16 protein-coding genes are annotated in these 17,928 nt (G+C 74.1%); 11 read left to right on the top strand and 5 right to left on the bottom strand.

The annotated features are described in order from the left end of the window. Window positions 1–33: 33 nt before the first annotated feature. The gene (infB, locus tag RH861_RS14010; RefSeq protein WP_310521501.1) at window positions 34–2,802 is read left to right on the top strand and encodes a translation initiation factor IF-2; all 2,769 of its coding nucleotides are present in this window, start codon (window positions 34–36) and stop codon (window positions 2,800–2,802) included. 77 nt (window positions 2,803–2,879) lie between these two features. After that, complete coding sequence (gene rbfA, locus RH861_RS14005) at window positions 2,880–3,347, top strand: 30S ribosome-binding factor RbfA (protein WP_067945915.1); 468 nt, start codon at window positions 2,880–2,882, stop codon at window positions 3,345–3,347. 5 nt (window positions 3,348–3,352) lie between these two features. On the opposite strand, the gene RH861_RS14000 is transcribed toward rbfA, so the two are convergent. Then, window positions 3,353–4,285 (bottom strand): LysR family transcriptional regulator, encoded by a 933-nt coding sequence (locus RH861_RS14000; RefSeq protein ID WP_310521500.1) that lies wholly within the window; start codon window positions 4,283–4,285, stop codon window positions 3,353–3,355. A 125-nt stretch (window positions 4,286–4,410) separates the two neighbouring features. Here RH861_RS14000 and RH861_RS13995 point away from each other — a divergent pair, with 125 nt between their 5' ends. The 3 genes from RH861_RS13995 to RH861_RS13985 all read left to right on the top strand — a co-directional run bounded on the left by RH861_RS13995 (window position 4,411) and on the right by RH861_RS13985 (window position 9,020). Then, a complete protein-coding gene (locus RH861_RS13995; RefSeq protein WP_310521499.1) occupies window positions 4,411–5,775 on the top strand; it encodes an MFS transporter in 1,365 nt (454 codons plus the stop codon). A 129-nt stretch (window positions 5,776–5,904) separates the two neighbouring features. Continuing rightward, window positions 5,905–7,620, top strand: a complete 1,716-nt coding sequence (locus tag RH861_RS13990; RefSeq protein ID WP_310521498.1) for an NAD(P)/FAD-dependent oxidoreductase — start codon at window positions 5,905–5,907, stop codon at window positions 7,618–7,620. After that, window positions 7,617–9,020, top strand: a complete 1,404-nt coding sequence (locus RH861_RS13985; protein WP_310521497.1) for an adenylate/guanylate cyclase domain-containing protein — start codon at window positions 7,617–7,619, stop codon at window positions 9,018–9,020. The genes RH861_RS13990 and RH861_RS13985 overlap by 4 nt, the downstream gene beginning before the upstream one ends. A gap of 31 nt (window positions 9,021–9,051) precedes the next feature. Here RH861_RS13985 and RH861_RS13980 read toward each other — a convergent pair whose 3' ends face one another. Further along, window positions 9,052–9,963, bottom strand: coding sequence for an iron-sulfur binding domain-containing protein (locus RH861_RS13980; protein WP_310521496.1), 912 nt, complete (start codon window positions 9,961–9,963; stop codon window positions 9,052–9,054). Between the two features lie 133 nt (window positions 9,964–10,096). On the opposite strand from RH861_RS13980, the gene RH861_RS13975 reads away from it, so the two are divergent. Continuing rightward, window positions 10,097–10,705, top strand: coding sequence for a nucleoside/nucleotide kinase family protein (locus tag RH861_RS13975; RefSeq protein WP_310521495.1), 609 nt, complete (start codon window positions 10,097–10,099; stop codon window positions 10,703–10,705). Here the strand turns inward: RH861_RS13975 and RH861_RS13970 are convergent. Next, window positions 10,644–11,696 carry a ketopantoate reductase family protein gene (locus tag RH861_RS13970; RefSeq protein ID WP_310521494.1) on the bottom strand — a complete coding sequence of 351 codons (1,053 nt, stop codon included), beginning with the start codon at window positions 11,694–11,696 and terminating at the stop codon, window positions 10,644–10,646. The two genes, RH861_RS13975 and RH861_RS13970, sit on opposite strands and share 62 nt — an antisense overlap. Window positions 11,697–11,745: 49 nt before the next feature. Here RH861_RS13970 and truB point away from each other — a divergent pair, with 49 nt between their 5' ends. The 4 genes from truB to RH861_RS13950 are packed head-to-tail and all read left to right on the top strand — an operon-like array spanning window position 11,746 to window position 14,460. After that, the gene (gene truB / locus RH861_RS13965) at window positions 11,746–12,648 is read left to right on the top strand and encodes a tRNA pseudouridine(55) synthase TruB (protein WP_310521684.1); all 903 of its coding nucleotides are present in this window, start codon (window positions 11,746–11,748) and stop codon (window positions 12,646–12,648) included. Further along, the gene (locus RH861_RS13960) at window positions 12,645–13,013 is read left to right on the top strand and encodes a hypothetical protein (RefSeq protein ID WP_248599639.1); all 369 of its coding nucleotides are present in this window, start codon (window positions 12,645–12,647) and stop codon (window positions 13,011–13,013) included. The genes truB and RH861_RS13960 overlap by 4 nt, the downstream gene beginning before the upstream one ends. 26 nt (window positions 13,014–13,039) lie before the next feature. After that, window positions 13,040–13,534: a hypothetical protein gene (locus RH861_RS13955; RefSeq protein WP_310521493.1), complete on the top strand. Its 495-nt coding sequence runs from the start codon at window positions 13,040–13,042 to the stop codon at window positions 13,532–13,534. Next, window positions 13,531–14,460 carry a bifunctional riboflavin kinase/FAD synthetase gene (locus RH861_RS13950; RefSeq protein ID WP_310521492.1) on the top strand — a complete coding sequence of 310 codons (930 nt, stop codon included), beginning with the start codon at window positions 13,531–13,533 and terminating at the stop codon, window positions 14,458–14,460. Before RH861_RS13955 ends, RH861_RS13950 begins: the two co-directional genes overlap by 4 nt. 26 nt (window positions 14,461–14,486) lie before the next feature. On the opposite strand, the gene RH861_RS13945 is transcribed toward RH861_RS13950, so the two are convergent. Beyond that, window positions 14,487–15,161, bottom strand: a complete 675-nt coding sequence (locus tag RH861_RS13945) for a hypothetical protein (RefSeq protein WP_310521491.1) — start codon at window positions 15,159–15,161, stop codon at window positions 14,487–14,489. Window positions 15,162–15,183: 22 nt separating this feature from the next. On the opposite strand from RH861_RS13945, the gene RH861_RS13940 reads away from it, so the two are divergent. Further along, complete coding sequence (locus RH861_RS13940) at window positions 15,184–16,404, top strand: MFS transporter (RefSeq protein WP_067945891.1); 1,221 nt, start codon at window positions 15,184–15,186, stop codon at window positions 16,402–16,404. Between the two features lie 51 nt (window positions 16,405–16,455). On the opposite strand, the gene RH861_RS13935 is transcribed toward RH861_RS13940, so the two are convergent. Next, entirely contained in the window at window positions 16,456–17,919 is a 1,464-nt protein-coding gene (locus RH861_RS13935; RefSeq protein WP_310521490.1) for a DHA2 family efflux MFS transporter permease subunit, read from the bottom strand. Between the last annotated feature and the right edge of the window lie 9 nt (window positions 17,920–17,928).

Below are 17,928 nucleotides of genomic sequence, written 5' to 3'. Positions count from 1 at the left end.
CCTGTTTCGGGGTGGACCCGGAACAGGAGAGAAGTGGCTGCCAAACCACGCGTACACGAGATCGCCAGCGAGCTCGGCGTCGACAGCAAGGTCGCGCTCGAGAAGCTGAAGGAGATGGGCGAATACGTCAAGGGCCCGTCGTCCTCGATCGAACCCCCCGTCGCCCGTCGCCTGCGGGCCGCCCTCGAGGCGGTCGGCGGCGCGAGCAAGCCCGCCGAGGCGCCCAAGGCCTCGTCGGCGAAGCCGGGCCCCAAGCCCGGTCCGAAGCCCCCCGCGGCGCCCGAGCCCGCGGCCGCCCCGGCCGACGCGCCGATGTCGGTCGCCGAGCGCCAGGCGGCTGCCGAGAAGGCCGCTGCCGAGAAGGCCGCCGCTGAGAAGGCCGCGGCCACCGAGAAGCCGGCCGAGGCCCCCGCGGCATCCGCCGACAAGCCCGGCGGCCCGAAGCCCGGCGACGTCGTGCGTCCCGCGGGACCGAAGCCCGGCCAGAACATCCCGCGTCCGGCGCCGCGCCCCGGTGCGCCCCGTCCGGGCAACAACCCCTTCTCGAGCTCGCAGGGCATGGGCCAGCGACAGGGTCAGCCCCGTCCCGGCAACAACCCGTTCTCGAGCTCGCAGGGCATGGGCCAGCGGCCCACGCCGGGCAACATCCCGCGGCCCCAGCCGCCGCGTCCGGGCGCCCCGCGTCCCGGTGCGCCGCGCCCGGGCGGCGCCGGTCGTCCCGGCGGCGGCGGCTTCCAGCGCCCCGGCGGCGGCGGCGGTGCCCGTCCCGGTGGTGGCGGCGGCTTCCGTCCGGGCGGTGCGCCCGGCGGCGGCTTCGGCGGCCCGCGTCCCGCGGGTGGCGGCGGTCGCGGTCGCGGCCCCGGCGGCGGGACGGCCGGCGCGTTCGGTCGTGGCGGCGGCAAGAGCAAGGCCCGCAAGTCGAAGCGCACGAAGCGGCAGGAATTCGAGATGCGGGAGGCGCCGTCGCTCGGCGGCGTGAGCGTCCCCCGCGGCGACGGCAACACCGTCATCCGCCTGCGTCGCGGCGCGTCCATCTCGGACTTCGCCGACAAGATCGACGCGAACCCCGGTTCGCTCGTCACGGTGCTCTTCCACCTCGGTGAGATGGCCACGGCGACCGAGTCGCTCGACGAGGCCACCTTCGAGGTGCTCGGCGCCGAGCTCGGCTACAAGATCCAGGTCGTGTCCCCGGAGGACGAGGACCGCGAGCTGCTCGAGGGCTTCGACATCGACCTCGACCAGGAGCTCGAGGACGAGACCGACGAGGACCTCATGCCGCGTCCGCCCGTCGTCACCGTCATGGGCCACGTCGACCACGGAAAGACGCGCCTCCTCGACGCCATCCGCAGTGCGAACGTGGTCGCGGGCGAGGCCGGCGGCATCACGCAGCACATCGGTGCGTACCAGGTGCACACCGAGCACGAGGGCATCGACCGCGCGATCACCTTCATCGACACCCCGGGTCACGAGGCGTTCACCGCCATGCGCGCCCGTGGTGCGCAGGTGACCGACATCGCGATCCTCGTGGTCGCGGCCGACGACGGCATCATGCCGCAGACGGTCGAGGCGCTGAACCACGCCCAGTCGGCGAACGTGCCGATCGTGGTCGCGGTGAACAAGATCGACAAGCCCGACGCCAACCCGGCCAAGGTGCGCCAGCAGCTCACCGAGTTCGGCCTCGTGGCCGAGGAGTACGGCGGCGACGTCATGTTCGTCGACGTCTCGGCGCGCGAGAACATCGGCATCCAGGAACTGCTCGACGCGGTGCTCCTGACCGCCGATGCCGGACTCGACCTGCGCGCGAACCCCGACAAGGACGCCCGAGGCGTGGCCATCGAGGCCAAGCTCGACAAGGGCCGCGGCGCCGTGGCGACCGTGCTCATCCAGTCGGGCACGCTCAAGGTCGGCGACGCGATCGTCGCGGGCACGGCATACGGCCGCGTCCGCGCGATGAGCGACGAGAACGGCGACCCGGTGACCGCCGCGACGCCGTCGCGTCCGGTGCAGGTGCAGGGCCTCTCGAGCGTCCCGCGCGCCGGAGACACCTTCCTCGTCACCGAGGAGGACCGCACGGCACGCCAGATCGCCGAGAAGCGCGAGGCCGCCGAGCGCAACGCGCAGCTGGCCAAGGCCCGCAAGCGCATCTCGCTCGAGGACTTCACGCGTGCGCTGGAGGAGGGCAAGGTCGAGGCGCTCAACCTCATCATCAAGGGCGACGTGTCGGGTGCCGTCGAGGCGCTCGAGGAGTCGCTGATGAAGATCGAGGTCGACGACTCGGTGCAGCTGCGCATCCTCCACCGCGGTGTGGGTGCGGTGACCGAGAGCGACATCGACCTGGCCACGATCGACAACGCGATCGTGATCGGGTTCAACGTCCGCCCCGACGTGAAGGCGCGCGAGCGCGCCGCCCGCGAGGGCGTCGACGTGCGCTTCTACAACGTCATCTACAACGCGATCGACGACATCGAGAACTCGCTCAAGGGCATGCTCAAGCCCGAGTTCGAAGAGGTGCAGTCGGGTGTGGCCGAGATCCGCGAGGTGTTCCGCTCCTCGAAGTTCGGCAACATCGCCGGTGTCATCGTGCGGTCGGGAACGATCACGCGCAACGCCAAGGCCCGCGTCATCCGCGACGGCGTGGTGGTCGGCGACAACCTCGCGATCGAGTCGCTGCGCCGGTTCAAGGACGACGTCACCGAGGTCCGCACGGACTTCGAGGCGGGCATCGGCCTCGGCAAGTACAACGACATCCAGGTCGGCGACGAGATCGAGACCATCGAGATGCGCGAGAAGCCGCGGGCCTAGCCCACGGCACGGGGCTCCGCTCGTCACCGCGATGAGCGGGGCCCCGTCCCCTTCCCCACGACGAAAGGCAGGGAATCATGGCCGATCCGCAGCGCGCCAGGAAGCTGGCGGACCGCATCAAGGAGATCGTGGCCAAGCGGCTCGACAAGGGCCTGCGCGACCCGCGACTCGGATTCGTCACCATCACCGACGTGCGCGTGACGGGCGACCTGCAGCACGCGAGCATCTTCTACACCGTCTACGGCACCGACGAGGAGCGGCGCGACTCCGCGCTCGCGCTCAAGGCCGCGACGGGCATGCTCCGCAGCGAGGTCGGCCGCAACATCACCGCGCGGCTCACCCCGACGCTCGAGTTCATCGCCGACGCGATCCCGGAGAACGCCGAGCACATCGAGGAGCTCCTCCGCGAGGCGCGCCAGCGCGACGCGGAGACCTCGACGCTCGCCGCGTCGGCGCAGTACGCCGGCGACCCGGACCCGTACCTGACGCCTCGCGAGGCCGAGGAGCGGGACGAGGACGACCGCGACGCGCCGGCGGCGAGCTGACCGCGTCAGCTCTCCGCAGACGACGAGGCCGCCGACCGCCCGAGCAGGGCGTCGGCGGCCTCGGCCATGCGCGCGCGGAGGGCGGCGATGAACGCCACGGCCGTGGGCTGCCGGAGGGCCTCAGGTCGGCACACGAGCCAGTACGGCAGGCGCTCCTCGAGCCGATCGGGGAACAGGCGCACGAGGTCCTCGTGCGGATCGGCGAGGAAGGCCGGCAGCAGGCCGTATCCGGCGCCCGCCCGTGTCGCGTCCACGTGGACGTACACGTTGGTGCTCGAGACGGCGTCGACCATCCCGCGCGTGGACCGGCGTGCGGCATCCAGCGCGTCGACCTGCAGCATCGACTCGATGAAGTAGACGAGCGGTCCGCCGGCCAGGTCGTCGAACGTCTCCGGCGTCCCGTTCCGCTCCAGGAACGCGCGGCTCGCGTAGAGTCCGAGCACGTAGTCGCCGAGGTGGATCGCCTCGGCGCGCTGCACGTGCGGGCGGCCGACGACGACCTCGAGGTCGACGCCGACCCGCTGCTGGGCGGCGCGACGCGTCGCCGCGACGATCTCGAGGGAGACATCCGGATGCCGCGCCCGGAGGGCGGCCATCGCCGGCGCGGCGATGAACCCGCTGAACCCGTCGGTCGCGGAGAGCCGGACGACGCCGCCGAGGGCCGGCGCGTCGGGGGAGAGGCGCCGCAGGGCGGCCTCGACCTCCTCGGCCGCCGCAAGGGCGTGCTCGCCGAGCGGGGTCAGCACCCAGCCCGCGGTGCCGCGCACGAGCACCCGGCCGCCGAGCGCCTGCTCGAGCGACTCGATGCGGCGCGCGACGGTCGTGTGGTTGAGCCCCAGGCGGGTCGCGGCGCTCGTGTAGCGGCCTTCGCGGGCGACGGCGAGGAGCACGATGAGGTCGTCGGCGCTGGGTGCGCGGCGGGGAGTCGTCAGCGACATGGTGTGCAGTTTCGCACATCTGCGATGCGGATCTCGCCATTGGCTCTGCGTATCGATGCAGGCCAGACTCGGCCGTGACGCGAACCGCGTCCACATCCCCCGTGGTCCATGCAAAGGAGCATCGAATGACCCAGGCACCCGTTCGGGAGGCGAGCGCGAACCCGACCGCGTCGAGCCTCCGCCGCGTCGTGACCGCCTCGATGGCGGGCACGGTCGTCGAGTGGTACGAGTTCTTCCTCTACGCCTCGGCGGCGACGCTCGTCTTCGGCACCGTCTTCTTCGCGCAGACCGGCAGCGCGCTCGACGGCATCATCGCCGCCTTCCTCACGTACGCGGTCGGCTTCATCGCGCGTCCGCTCGGCGGCATCGTGTTCGGCCACTTCGGCGACAAGTACGGCCGGAAGCGGCTGCTGCAGTTCAGCATCATCCTCGTCGGCGTCGCCACCTTCCTCATGGGCTGCCTGCCGACGTACGCGCAGATCGGCATCCTCGCGCCCATCCTCCTCGTCGTCCTGCGGTTCCTGCAGGGCTTCGCGGTCGGTGGCGAGTGGGGCGGCGCGGTGCTGCTCGTCGCCGAGCACAGCCCCGCGAAGTCGCGCGGCTTCTGGGCGAGCTGGCCGCAGGCGGCCGTGCCCGTCGGCAACCTCCTCGCGACCCTGGTGCTGTTCGTGCTGTCGTCCACGCTCACGGAGGAGGCGTTCCTCGGCTGGGGCTGGCGCGTGGCGTTCTGGCTCTCGGCGGTGATCGTCTTCGTCGGCTGGTACATCCGCACCAAGATCACCGACGCGCCGATCTTCCTCGAGATGCAGGCCGAGCGCGAGGCCGCGAAGGCCACCTCGTACGGCGTCTTCGAGGTCGTCAAGCGCTACCCGCGCGGCGTGATCACCGCGATGGGCCTCCGCGTGGCGGAGAACATCCTGTACTACGTCGTCGTCACCTTCTCGATCGTGTACCTCACGCAGGTCGTGCAGGAGGGCACCTCGAACACGCTGCTCATGCTCGTCGGCGCGCACGTCGTGCACTTCGTGGTGATCCCGCTGTGGGGCCGGCTCTCCGACCGGGTGGGACGTCGCCCGATCTACGCGTTCGGTGCCGTGGCGGGGGCGACCTGGGCGTTCTTCGCCTTCCCGATGATGGACACGGGCGAGCCGGTCATGATCTGGCTCGCCATCGCCCTCGGCCTGACCTTCCACGCGGCGATGTACGCCAGCCAGCCGGCGATCATGGCCGAGATGTTCCCGACCCGCATGCGCTACTCGGGCGTCTCCCTCGGCTACCAGGTCACCTCGATCTTCGCCGGCTCGCTCGCCCCGATCATCGCCACCGGCCTGCTGTCGCAGTACGGCTCGAGCGTGCCCGTCGCCGTCTACGTCGCCGTGGCGTGCGCGATCACCCTCGTCGCGGTGTGGGCCGCCCGTGAGACGCGCGGACTCGACCTCCGCGACGTCGACGACGCCGACCGCCAGCGGGTGCAGGCCGCCGCGAACTGACGAGGCGGCGAGACGGCGAACGGATGCCGCGGGGCGGGGGCCCCGCGGCATCCGTTCGCCCCTGTCCGCCGCGGGGCCCCGGCGGTACACTGCCTCCGATCGCTGCCCGGAGCAGCGGAGGAGGCGCGCATGTCGGCTGCGACAGCACCACCCGTGATCCTCGTCGTCGCACGGGATGCGGACGCGCGCTCGGCCGTCGTCGCCGAGCTCGCCCGCCGCTACGGCGCCGACTACCGCATCGACGAGGTCGTCGACGAGCACGAGGCCGCCCGGCGGATCGAGCGGCTGGTCGACGGCGCGGGAACCCTCGCGCTCATCCTGGCCGACCGCGCGGGCGACGTCGGAGGGCGGAGCGTGTTCGCCGTCGCGCGGTCGTGGTTCCCCGACGTGCGGCGCGGGCGCCTCATCGAGTGGGGGCAGTGGGGCGACGCGGGCGTGCGCGAGGAGATCCTCGCGCTCATGGCCGCCGGCGAACTGGAGTACTACGTCATCCGGCCGTGGCACACGCCCGACGAGTACTTCCACCGCACCATCACCGAGTTCCTGCTCGAGTGGGAACGCTCGATCGGCCTGCGGCCCCGCGAGGTCACGGTGATCGGCCGGGCCGGCCTGGCGCGCACGCACGAGCTGCGCAGCCTGCTCGCGCGCGGCGGCGTGCCCCACGACTGGCTCGAACCCGCCGACGTCCGGGCGCGCGAGCGCCTGGAGCGAGCGGGGATTCACGAGGTGCCCGACGTGCCGGTGGTGGTCATGCTCGACGGGCGCGCGTTCGTCGACCCGGGCAACGCCGAGCTCGCCGCCGCCTACGGGCTCGACACCTCCGTCGACGTCGGCCGGGTCGTCGACGTCGTGGTCGTCGGGGCCGGGCCCGCGGGCCTGGCCGCGGCGGTGTACGCGGCATCCGAGGGCCTCGACGTGCTCGTGGTCGAGCGGGAGTCGATCGGCGGCCAGGCCGGATCCAGCTCGCTGATCCGGAACTACCTCGGCTTCTCGCGCGGCATCTCGGGTTCCGAGCTCGCCCAGCGCGCGTACCAGCAGGCGTGGGTGTTCGGTGCGCGGTTCGCGCACGCGCGCGAGGTCGCGGGGCTCGAACGCGACGCCGAGGGCTACGTCGTCCGCATCGCGCCCGACCTCGGGGTGCGCTGCCGCAGCGTCGTGCTCGCCACGGGCGTCTCCTACCGCCGGCTCGGGGTGCCCGAACTCGAGCGGCTCGAGGGGGCGGGCGTGTTCTACGGCGCGTCCGCGGTGGAGGCGCAGGGCATGGCGGGCCGGCCCGTCTTCGTGGTCGGCGGCGGCAACTCGGCGGGGCAGGCGGCGCTGCACCTGGCCCGGTACGCGGCATCCGTCACCCTGCTGGTGCGCGGCGAATCGCTCGCCGACAGCATGTCGCAGTACCTCATCGATCAGCTCGCCGCGCAGGGTGTCGCGGTGCGCACCCGCGCCGAGGTCGTGGCCGGGGGTGGCGACGGCGTGCTCGAGCGCATCGTCGTCCGCGACCGCGACACGGGCACCACGAGCGAGGAGCCCTGCGGCGGCCTCTTCGTGCTCATCGGGGCGGCGCCGCGGACCGGCTGGCTGCCGCCCGAGGTGCTCCGCGATCGGTGGGGGTACGTGCTCACGGGCCCGGACGTCGTCGCGGAGGGCGGTCGTCGCGCGTGGCCGCTCGATCGGGAGCCGGGCGCGCACGAGACCAGCCTGCCCGGGGTGTTCGCGGTCGGCGACGCCCGCCGCGGCTCGGTCAAGCGGGTCGCCTCGGCGGTCGGCGAGGGGTCGGTCGTGGTGTCCGCGGTGCACGCGCACCTCGCCGAGGCCCGGGCGCAGGGGGAGCAGAGCGGGGCGGCATGACCCGCATCGCGCCCGGGACCGGGCCGGTGGCGCCGCCGCCGACCGCGGGCCGCGTCGCGCTCGTCGCCGCCATCCTCGCCGTGCCCATCCTGGGGCTCTGGCTCCTCATCGCCCGGCCCGCGCTCGACCTGCAGTGGGAGCACCAGCCCGCGCACTTCTGGATCGTGCTGGCCGCCGGGGCGATCAACGCGGCCCTGGCCTGGGCCGTCGGCTCGGCCGCGCGACTGCGGCGCGACGCGCGCCTCGTGCTCGTGTCGCTGTCGTTCCTCGCCGCGGCGGGGTTCCTCGCGCTCCACGCGCTCGCGACGCCGGGCGTGCTGCTCGAGGCGTCGAACACGGGGTTCGCCCTCGCGACGCCCGTCGGACTCACCGTCGCCGCGGTGTTCGCGGCGTGGTCGAGCCTCGACCTCGACGGGGCGCGCGGCGAACGCGTGGTGCGGCTCGCGCCGTGGCTGGTCGGCGGCCTCGTCGTCGTCATGCTCGGCTGGGCGGCGGTGTCGTTGCTGCGGCTGGGTCCCCTGGATGCCGCGGCGCCGCCCGAACGCATGGCCGTGCCGTTCGCGGCGCTCGCCGTGGTCGGACTCGTGCTCTACGGCGTCGCGGTCGTCCGCTACCTGCGGATGCCCCGCCACGCCGCCTCGCCGCTGCCGCTCGCGTTCGCCGCGGCGTTCACGCTGCTCGCCGAGGCGGAGGTGGCCGTGGCCCTCGGCCGCAACTGGCACCTGTCGTGGTGGGAATGGCACGTGCTCATGCTCGCCGCGTTCGTCATCATCGCGGTCGCGGCGCAGCGGTCGTGGCGCGAGGAGCGGTGGGCGGGCCTCTACACCCACGACACGGCCGCCGGCGAGCGCGACGTGTCGGTGCTGTTCGCCGACCTCGCCGGCTTCACGCGCTTCTCGGAGTCGCACGACCCCGCGGAGGTGACGGCGATGCTCAACACCTACTTCACCGACGCGATCCCGCCGCTCGTGGAACGCTTCGGCGGGCGCGTCGACCGGCTGATCGGCGACGCGGTCATGGCGGTCTTCGAATCGGATGCCGCATCCGGGCCATCGCACGCGCACCGCGCGGCGGGCGCCGCCCTGGCGCTGCAGCAGGCCACGGGCGCCGTGGCGGCCGCGCACCCCGACTGGCCGCGATTCCGCGTGGGCGTCAACTCGGGGACCGCGAACGTCGGGATCCTCGGAACGGGCGGCGGGCGCACGTACACGGTGATCGGCGACACGGTGAACGTGGCCTCGCGCATCGAGCACCGCGCGCCGGTGGGCGGGGTCGCGATCGCCGCCGCCACCCGCGCGCGCCTCGGCGACGCGGCGGTGACCGAGCCGCTCGGCGACCTGCAGGTCGCTGGTCGGGGCGCGCCGGTCGAGGCCCACCTGCTCGTCGGGCTCGCCGGCTGAGCGGATGCCGCGGCGCGGGCCGCGCCCCGGATCAGGCGTGCGGGAGCACGTACCCGTCGAGCGAGGCGACCGCGAGGCCGTCCGCGACGAGACCCTCGAGCGCGCGACGGAACCGTTCGGGGTCGTCGGGAAGCACGCGGCGGAGCTCCTCGGCGGGGACGGGTCGGTGGGCCGCTCGCAGCTCCCGCATCACGAGGCCGCGCGCCTCGCGGTCGCTGCCCGCGAACCGCGCCTGCCGGGTACGGCGCGGTCCGTCGTAGGCGGGGTACCCGCGAGCCCGCCAGGCGCACAGGTCGGCGACGGGGCAGGCGTCGCATCGCGGCGCTCGCGCCGTGCACACCGTGGCCCCGAGTTCCATGGCTCCCGCGTTGAAGCGGTGCGCGGCGTCGCGGTCGGCGGGCAGCAGGCGCTCCATCGCGGCCAGGTCGCGAGCGGTCGCCGGGGGACCGGCCTCGGCACGCCCGTCGACGGCGCGGGCGATGACGCGTCGCGTGTTGGTGTCGACGACCGGGTGCCGGTCGCCGAATGCGAACGCCGCGACGGCGCGCGCCGTGTACGGGCCGATGCCCTGCAGCGCGAGCAGGTCGTCGAGGTCGCGCGGCACCTCGCCGCCGTGGCGCTCGACGATCTCGGTCGCGGCGCGGTGCAGCCACAGCGCCCGCCGCGGATATCCGAGCCGGTCCCACGCGCGCACCGCCTCGGCGGGCGGCTCGGCCGCGAGGGCCGCGGGAGTCGGCCAGCGCGCGATCCACGCCTCCCACCGCGGTTGGACGCGGCTCACCTGGGTCTGCTGCAGCATGAACTCGCTCACGAGCACCGCCCACGGCGACACGTCGGCCGCGCGCCACGGCAGCGGACGGGCCGCGTGCGCGAACCACTCGACGACCGCCGGCGCGAGGCGGTCCGGGTCGGAGGCGTTCCCGGTGGCGGCGGGCTGCGGCATCCGCTCAGCCTATTCGCCGCTGCCGACCCGAGCCCGTCGGCCGGAACCGGCTTCCGGCCTCCGAACCACGGAGTGGACCGGTTCGAGCGCGCGAACCCGGTTCGAACGGGAGACCCGGGCGTACGCTCGGAGCATGGAGCTGGTCACGACCCCGCGCGTCGCGTTCCTCCGGCGGGTGGCCGACGGATTCCTCGCCCACACGGGGCGCGGCCGGGTCATCGTCGCGATCGACGGCCCGGTGCGCAGCGGCAAGACGCAGCTCGGCGACGACCTCGCCGACGTGCTGCGCGAACGGGACCTCGCCGTGTTCCGCGCGAGCGTCGAGGACTTCCACCGCTCGCGGGAGGCGCAGGCCGAGTTCGGCCCCGACACCCCGGAGCGCTACTTCGGCTACGGCATCGACGAGTCCGCCCTGCGGCGCACGCTCGTCGACCCGTTCCGCATGGCGGGGTCGACGGCGTTCGTCACGAGCGCGTTCGACCTCGTCCGCGACGCGTGGGTGGAGCCGAAGTGGCGCACCGGCCCGGCCGACGCGTTCCTCGTGCTCGACGGACGGTTCCTGCTCCGACGCCGGCTGCGCGACCTGTGGGACGTGCGGATCGCGGTCGACGGCGATCCGGTCGATCCCGCGGATGTCATCGCCTACGCCGAGTCCGACCCGCGCGAGCACGCGCAGGTCGTCATCGACGTCGGCGACCCGGCGCGGCCCCGGCCGGGCGGTTCCGCCGGCTCCGGCGGGTAGCGGCGAGCACGGCGGTCACGCGATCGGCGGGCAGCGGGGCGTCCCCGCGCTCGACCTCGTGCACGAGCGCGACGAGTGCGCGGTTGACCGGGGCGTCCAGGCCCGCGGCCTCCGCCTCGCGCACGACCGCGCCGTTCAGGAAGTCGATCTCGGTCGGCTGCCCGCGACGGAGGCTCTGCTGGGTCGAGCCGAGGTTCGGCACGTCGCCCATGCGCACGCGCATCGACCACGGAAGCAGCTGCCCGAGCGCCAGGGGGAGCCGTGCGAAGAACCTGAGCCGCCGGTCGCCGAGCCCCTGCAGCGACCCGAAGCGGATGCCGCGGGCCATGCCCACCCGCACGGTCTCGCGCATCGACGCGGCGACCACGCGGCGGAGGGCCCGGTCGTCGACGACGTCCTGCACGCTGCGGCCGACGATCGCGGGCACCGCGTTCAGCATGTTGACGACGAGCTTCGTCCACTGCGCGCCCCGGAAGTTCGGGATCGCCACCACCGGCACGGCCTCCGAGAGCAGCGCGGCCATGCGCCGCACCTCCTCGTCGGGCTCGCCGTCGCCGCGACCGAGGTAGCTCGCGGCGGTGGTCGTGACCCGGACGGAGCCCGGCTCGGTGTAGTTCGCCGCGATGATCGAGAGCATCCCGAGGCAGGTCGAGCGGGGGAGCAGTCGCTCGGCGGTGGCGACGCCGTCGAGGCCGTTCTGCACGACGACGACCGTCGCGCCGTCGACGGTGTCCGCGTTCGCCGCGATCGCGGCCTCCGCGTCCTGCGCCTTGGTGCACACGAGCACGAGATCGGGCCGCGCGGTGAGGCGATCACCCGCGGCGGGGTGCACGTGCGCGTCGCCGTAGCCGCCCGAGAGGCGGATTCCGCCCCCGCGGATCGCCTCCAGCCCGGCCCCGCGTGCGGTCACCTCGACGTCGTGGCCCGCGCGGGCGAGCAGCGCCGCGAACGTGCCGCCGAGCGCGCCCGCGCCGATGATGCCGATCCTCACCGGTCCAGCGTAGGACGCCCGGGCGGCGGCATCCGCTCGCGCTGTTAGCCTGTACGGCGTGAACAGCGGCATCCTCCTCGTCGACAAGCCGCAGGGGATGACCAGCCACGACGTCGTCGCCCGGATCCGGCGCCTCGCGGGCACCCGCAAGGTCGGCCACGCCGGCACCCTCGACCCCATGGCGACCGGGCTGCTCGTGATCGGCGTCGACTCCGCGACGCGCCTGCTGCACCACCTGGTCGGGCTCGACAAGGAGTACCTCGCCACCGTGCGGCTCGGGTGGGGCACGACCACCGACGACGCCGAGGGCGAGGCCCTCGCCGCCGCACCCGCCGACGCGGTCGCGGCCGTCACCGGCGAGGCGATCACCGCGCGCATGGCCGAGCAGACCGGCGTCATCGAGCAGGTCCCGAGCGCGGTGAGCGCCGTCAAGGTCGACGGCAAGCGCGCCTACCAGCGCGTGCGCGACGGCGAGCAGGTCGAGCTGAAGGCCCGCACGGTGACGGTCACCGCGTTCGAACTGCTCGACACGCGAGCCGGCGACGGATGGCTCGACCTGGACGTGCGCGTCGCGTGCTCGTCGGGCACCTACGTCCGCGCGCTCGCGCGCGACCTCGGCGCCGCGCTCGGCGTCGGCGGCCACCTCACGGCCCTGCGCCGCACCCGGATCGGCCGGTTCGACGTCGCCGAGGCCGGCGGACTCGAGGGGTTCGACGTCGCCGCGCGACGAGTCGCCCCCGCCGAGGCGGCCCGCCGCGCCCTGCCCGTCGTCGTGATCGACGACGACGCGGCCCGCGACCTCCGCCACGGCAAGCGCATCGACGCGCCCGCCGACGCGGGCGACGGGCCCCTCGCCGCGATCGGCCCCGGCGACGTGCTCGTCGCGATCGTCGAGCGCCGCGGGCCGCAGCTGAAGGTCGTCACCGGATTCCCCGCCGAGGAGGGCGCATGATCGAGTGGTTCGCCTACGTCCAGGTCGCGGTCGCCGTCGTCGGCGGCCTGCTCTGCGTCGTGCTCGGGCTCGCGAAGCGCGTGCCCAACGACCTCGTGCTGGGCGTGCTCGCACTCGTCGAGCTGCTGCTCGTCGTGCAGGTCGTCGTCGCGATCATCGCACCGGGCGCCGGCAACCCGCCCACGGGCAGTCTGCTCGAGTTCTGGGTGTACCTCATCAGCGCGCTGCTGCTGCCGCCCGCGGCCGCCTTCTGGGCACTGCTCGAGCGCAGCCGCTGGGCGACGGTCGTCTGCGGCGTCGCCGCGCTCGCCGTCGCGGTGATGGTGTACCGCATGCTGCAGATCTGGACCGTGCAGCAGGCGTGAGGCACGGTCTGGGAGAATCGACGGACATGAGCGACGCACGCAGCACCACCGAGCCCGCCGCGCACCCGGGCCGCATGAGCGGCATCGGCCGCGTCCTCGTCGCCGTGTACGCGGTGCTCGCGCTCGCGGCCACCGGCCGCAGCTTCACCCAGATCGTGCAGCGCTTCGACGAGGCGCCGCTCGCGTACACGCTGTCGGCGCTCGCCGCGGTCGTCTACGTCATCGCGACGATCGCGCTCGTCCGCCCCGGCCGCACCTCGTACCGGGTGGCGTGGGCCACGATCGTCTTCGAGTTCATGGGCGTCATCGTCGTGGGCACGCTGAGCATCATCCGCCCCGACCTGTTCCCGGATGCGACCGTGTGGTCGTTCTTCGGCATGGGCTACCTGTTCATCCCGCTCGTCCTGCCGCCGCTCGGCATGTGGTGGCTCGCTACCCACCCGCCGCGAACGGATGCCGCGGCGCCGGCCCCTGGCGCGGCATCCGATGCCCGTCGCGCCGCTTCGGGAGGCCACTCGTGAGGACCTTCGACGGGCTCGACGCGATCCCGCACGGCTACGGGCCCTCGGCCGTCACGATCGGCAAGTTCGACGGCGTGCACCAGGGGCACCGCGCGGTCATCGCCAAGCTGCGCGAGATCGCCGAGGAGCGACGGCTCGAGGCCGTCGCCATCACCTTCGACCGGCACCCCGCCGCCTTCCACGCACCCGACCGGTGCCCGCCCCAGCTCATCAGCACCCGGCAGAAGCTGCAGCTGCTCGCCACGACGGGGCTCGACGCGACCGTGCTCCTGCACTACGACGCCGCCCTGGCCGCCAACTCGGCCGACGAGTTCGTGCGCCGCTACCTCGTCGAGGCGCTCGGCGCGCGCGTGCTGCTCGTCGGCCACGACTTCCGCTACGGCCGCGGCAACGAGGGCGACGTCGGGCTGCTGCGGCGTCAGGGCGAGGAGCTCGGCTTCGAGGTCGTCGTCGTCGACGACGTGGTGCCCGAGGGCGGGCGGCGCGTGTCGTCCACGTGGATCCGCGAGCTGCTCGAGGCCGGCGAGGTCGAGCACGCCGCCGAGCTGCTCGGTCACGTGCCGACCATGAGCGGGCTCGTGGTGCACGGGTTCAAGCGCGGGCGCGAGCTCGGCTACCCGACCGCGAACCTGGCGCCCGACGCCGAGGGCTTCATCCCCGGCGACGGCGTCTACGCCGGCTGGCTCGTCGACGGCGGGGTGCGGTATCCGGCCGCGATCTCGGTCGGCGACAACCCGACGTTCGAGGGCGTGCGCCAGAAGCAGGTCGAGGCGTACGTGCTCGACCGCGACCTCGACCTGTACGACCACGTCGTCGGCATCGAGTTCGCGCACCGGGTGCGCGGCATGGAGAAGTTCGACGGCGTCGACGCGCTCATCGCGCAGATGGGCCTCGACGTCGAGCGCGTGCGCGAGCTCGTCGCCTGACGTCGGTCCGCGGGCCGCGCCGCGCCTCAGTCGACGGCGCCGGCCTCGTCGGGCCGCGGCCGATGCGGCGCGACCGTGCCGATGCCGGTGAGGAACCGCAGCAGCCCCGCGGCGGTGTCGACGAGGGCCGGTCCGTGGCCGAACTCCCATCCGGCATCCGTCGCCCGCAGGCGGTGCCCGGCGATGACCGCGCGGATCTCGGTCGGTGCGGCCGCGGCGCGACGCAGGGCGACGGCGCCGGACGCGCGGGGCGAGATCGGCACGACGGCGCCGACGGCGTCGCCGATGAGGAGCGCGGCGACGACCGCGTCGTCGAGCTCGACGACGTTCGTGGGCTTCGCGCGATCGCGCACCTCGCCGGCGCGGAGGGCGATGCGGTCGGCGGCCTCGACCGGTCCCGGAAGCCGGGTGAGCTCGGCGAGCCGGCGGGCCTCGCCGCCGCGCGCGATCCGGCCTGCCGCGTCGAGCGCGCGCCGCGTGCGCGAGCGCCCGAAGTCCTCGACCAGTTCGGAGGCGACTTCGGCGACCTGCCAGCCGGGGCGCGCGGTGGCGGCGGTCCAGGCCTCGCCGTCGATCGAGCGGAGCACGGCGGCCAGCGCGATGAGCACCTCGGCGGTCTCGGCGCGGCGGTCGGCGGTCACGCCGGACTCGTCGGCGTCGGGGCGTCGGCTGAGCGGAAGGTAGCGCGAGAGGTCGGCCACGCGACCAGCCTAGACTCGGCGGGTGACGAACGCCCCCCTCCGCCCGCTCTGGGCGGGGCGCGCGCTCGCGCTCCTGGGCATCGTCGCGGTCGCGTTCAACCTCCGCACCGCGGTCGCCTCCCTGTCGCCGATCCTGGTGCAGCTCGAACGCGACATCCCGCTGACGGCGGTGGCGGTCGGCTTCCTCGGCATGCTGCCCCCGCTGTGCTACGCGCTGTTCGGCATCGTGACGCCCGTGCTCGCCCGGCGCGCGGGGCTCGAGGTGACGCTCATCGCCGCGCTCGCCGCGCTCGTGGTCGGGCTCGCGGGGCGCGGGCTGGCGCCGTCGGCCGGGCTGCTGCTCGCCGCGAGTGCGCTGACGTTCGCCGCGATCGGCGTCGGCAACGTGCTGCTCCCGCCGCTCGTCAAGCGCTACTTCCCCGAGCGCATCGGCCTCATGACGACCGTCTACGTCACGGCGATGTCGGTGAGCACGTTCCTGCCGCCGCTCGTCGCGGTGCCGGTGGCGGATGCCGCGGGCTGGCGGGTCTCGCTGGCGTCGTGGGCGGTGCTCGCCCTGCTCTCGATCGTGCCGTGGGTGGCCCTGCTGGTGCACCCGCGCCGCGAGGTCCCGGCCGAGTTCCCCGAGGAGGCGGAGCCCGGTCTGCTGCGGCGCGCGTTCCGGTCGCCGCTCGCGTGGGCGCTCGCGGTCGTGTTCGCCGTCTCGGGCTTCAACGCGTACGCGCTCTTCGCCTGGCTTCCGGTGATCCTCCAGGAGACGGCCGGGTCCTCGCCGCTCGAGGCGGGGGCGCTGCTGTCGCTGTTCGCCGCGACCGGCCTCCCGGCCGCCCTCGCCGTGCCGGTGCTCGCCGCGCGCCGTGGCGCCGTGCGGGTCCTCGTGGCGGTGGGGTCCGCGGGCATCGTCCTCGGATACCTCGGGCTCATCCTGGCGCCGGCGACGGCCACGTGGCTCTGGGTCGGCCTGGCGGGCATCGGACCGCTGTTCTTCCCGCTCGCCCTCGTGCTCATCAACCTCCGCACCCGTACGCACGCGGGCGCCGTGGCGCTGAGCGGCTTCGTGCAGTCGGTGGGGTACGTGGCGGTGGCGGTCGGGCCGCTCGCGGTCGGCCTGCTGCACGATGCGACCGGCGCCTGGACCGTGCCGCTCCTGCTGCTGCTCGCGTCCGCGGTCCCGGCGGCGATCGGCGGGGCGATCGTGGCGCGCCCGAGGTTCTTCGAGGACGAGGGCGCCCGAACCGACTGAACGGCGGCGCGACGGGCGGGGCGGGACCGGGCCCGCCCCGCCCGTCGCCGCTCAGGCGGCCGCGCCCGCGCCGACCGGGGTCCGCGTCGGAACGGCGTCGGCGTGCCCGGCAGGCACGGGGTCGGGCGCGACGTCGCCGCGCTGGGCTCGACCGGCCGGGAGGAGGAAGGCCAGCGCGAACGCCGCGGCGAGCACGGCGGCACCGGTCGCGATCGCCGGGATCGCGGCATCCACGTACTGGTCGGGCGTGAGCGCGCCGCCCGCGCCCGTGAAGACCGCCGTGAGCACCGCGATGCCGAGCGCACCGCCGATCTCGCGGAGGGTCGAGTTGGTCCCGGAGGCCTTCGCGTGGTGTCGCTCGGGCATGTGCGCGAGCACGGCGGTCGCCATCGGGGCGAAGACGAGCCCCATGCCGATCCCGGCCAGCACGAACGGCGGGACGAGCGTGGCGAACGCCACGTCGGCATCGAGGATGCCGGCCATCCAGAACAGGGCGATCGACTGGGCGCCGAGTCCGGCGACCATCAGCGCTCGGGTCCCGACTCGCGGTGCGATGAACCCGGCGAGCGGGGCCACGACCATGGGGGCGATGGTCCAGGGGGTCGTCATGAGCCCGGCCTCGAGCGCGGACCGGCCCTGCACGACCTGGAGGAACTGCACGAGCAGGAAGATCGAGCCGAACATGCCGAAGCTGAAGGTGAGGCCGACCGCGTTCGCCACGCTGAAGCTGCGGTCGCGGAAGAGCCCGAGCGGGAGCACGGGCGATGCGGTTCGCGTCTCCCACACGAGGAACGCGATGAGGAGCACGGCGCCGGCGGCGAGCGAGGCCACCACCTCGGTGCTCGCCCAACCGGCCTCGTTGCCCCGCACGATGCCGTAGACGAGCCCGAGCACGCCGACGCCGGCCAGCGCGACGCCGGCCAGGTCGATGGGCCGTCGCTCGCCGCGCGCGTCGGCCAGCACCGCGAGCGCGAGCGGGATGGCGACCGCACCGATCGGCACGTTGATCCAGAAGATGGTCTGCCAGTTCCAGCCCTCGATGATGAGCCCGCCGATGAGCGGGCCGAGCGCGACGCCGAGCCCCGAGACGCCGCCCCAGATGCCGATCGCGGCCGGCCGGAGGCGCGCGGGGACGGCGCCCGCGAGCAGCGTGAGGGAGAGCGGCATGATCGCCGCCGCGCCGATGCCCTGCACGGCGCGGGCGCCGATCACCATCCACGGCTCCGTGCTCAGCGCGGTGAGGATGCTCGCGGCACTGAACACGGCGATGCCGGCGACGAACACGGTGCGACGTCCGACGCGGTCGCCGAGCGCGGCGGCGGGGAGGATGAAGGTCGCGAAGGCGAGCGTGAAGGCGTTGAGGAACCACTGCAGCTGCTCGATGTCGGCGCCGAGGTCGGCGGCCATCACGGGCAGCGCGTTGGTGATCACGAGGTTGTCGAGGGTCGCCATGAACATCGGAAGCGAGGTGGCGACGAGGACGAGCCAGACGGGGGCCCTGCGGACGGATGACATGACGTGCGC

This window comes from Agromyces indicus (assembly GCF_031432295.1).
GTDB classification, from domain to species: Bacteria; Actinomycetota; Actinomycetes; order Actinomycetales; family Microbacteriaceae; genus Agromyces; species Agromyces indicus.
This window is presented reverse-complemented; position numbering and strand designations above follow the sequence as displayed.

What these genes read in the sequence shown, in the direction of transcription:
- rbfA (WP_067945915.1), top strand. Translation starts at nt 2,880, where the DNA reads ATGGCCGATCCGCAGCGCGCCAGGAAGCTGGCGGACCGCATCAAGGAG.
- RH861_RS14000 (WP_310521500.1), bottom strand. Translation starts at nt 4,285, where the DNA reads ATGTCGCTGACGACTCCCCGCCGCGCACCCAGCGCCGACGACCTCATC.
- RH861_RS13995 (WP_310521499.1), top strand. Translation starts at nt 4,411, where the DNA reads ATGACCCAGGCACCCGTTCGGGAGGCGAGCGCGAACCCGACCGCGTCG.
- RH861_RS13990 (WP_310521498.1), top strand. Translation starts at nt 5,905, where the DNA reads ATGTCGGCTGCGACAGCACCACCCGTGATCCTCGTCGTCGCACGGGAT.
- RH861_RS13985 (WP_310521497.1), top strand. Translation starts at nt 7,617, where the DNA reads ATGACCCGCATCGCGCCCGGGACCGGGCCGGTGGCGCCGCCGCCGACC.
- RH861_RS13980 (WP_310521496.1), bottom strand. Translation starts at nt 9,963, where the DNA reads ATGCCGCAGCCCGCCGCCACCGGGAACGCCTCCGACCCGGACCGCCTC.
- RH861_RS13975 (WP_310521495.1), top strand. Translation starts at nt 10,097, where the DNA reads ATGGAGCTGGTCACGACCCCGCGCGTCGCGTTCCTCCGGCGGGTGGCC.
- RH861_RS13960 (WP_248599639.1), top strand. Translation starts at nt 12,645, where the DNA reads ATGATCGAGTGGTTCGCCTACGTCCAGGTCGCGGTCGCCGTCGTCGGC.
- RH861_RS13955 (WP_310521493.1), top strand. Translation starts at nt 13,040, where the DNA reads ATGAGCGACGCACGCAGCACCACCGAGCCCGCCGCGCACCCGGGCCGC.
- RH861_RS13935 (WP_310521490.1), bottom strand. Translation starts at nt 17,919, where the DNA reads ATGTCATCCGTCCGCAGGGCCCCCGTCTGGCTCGTCCTCGTCGCCACC.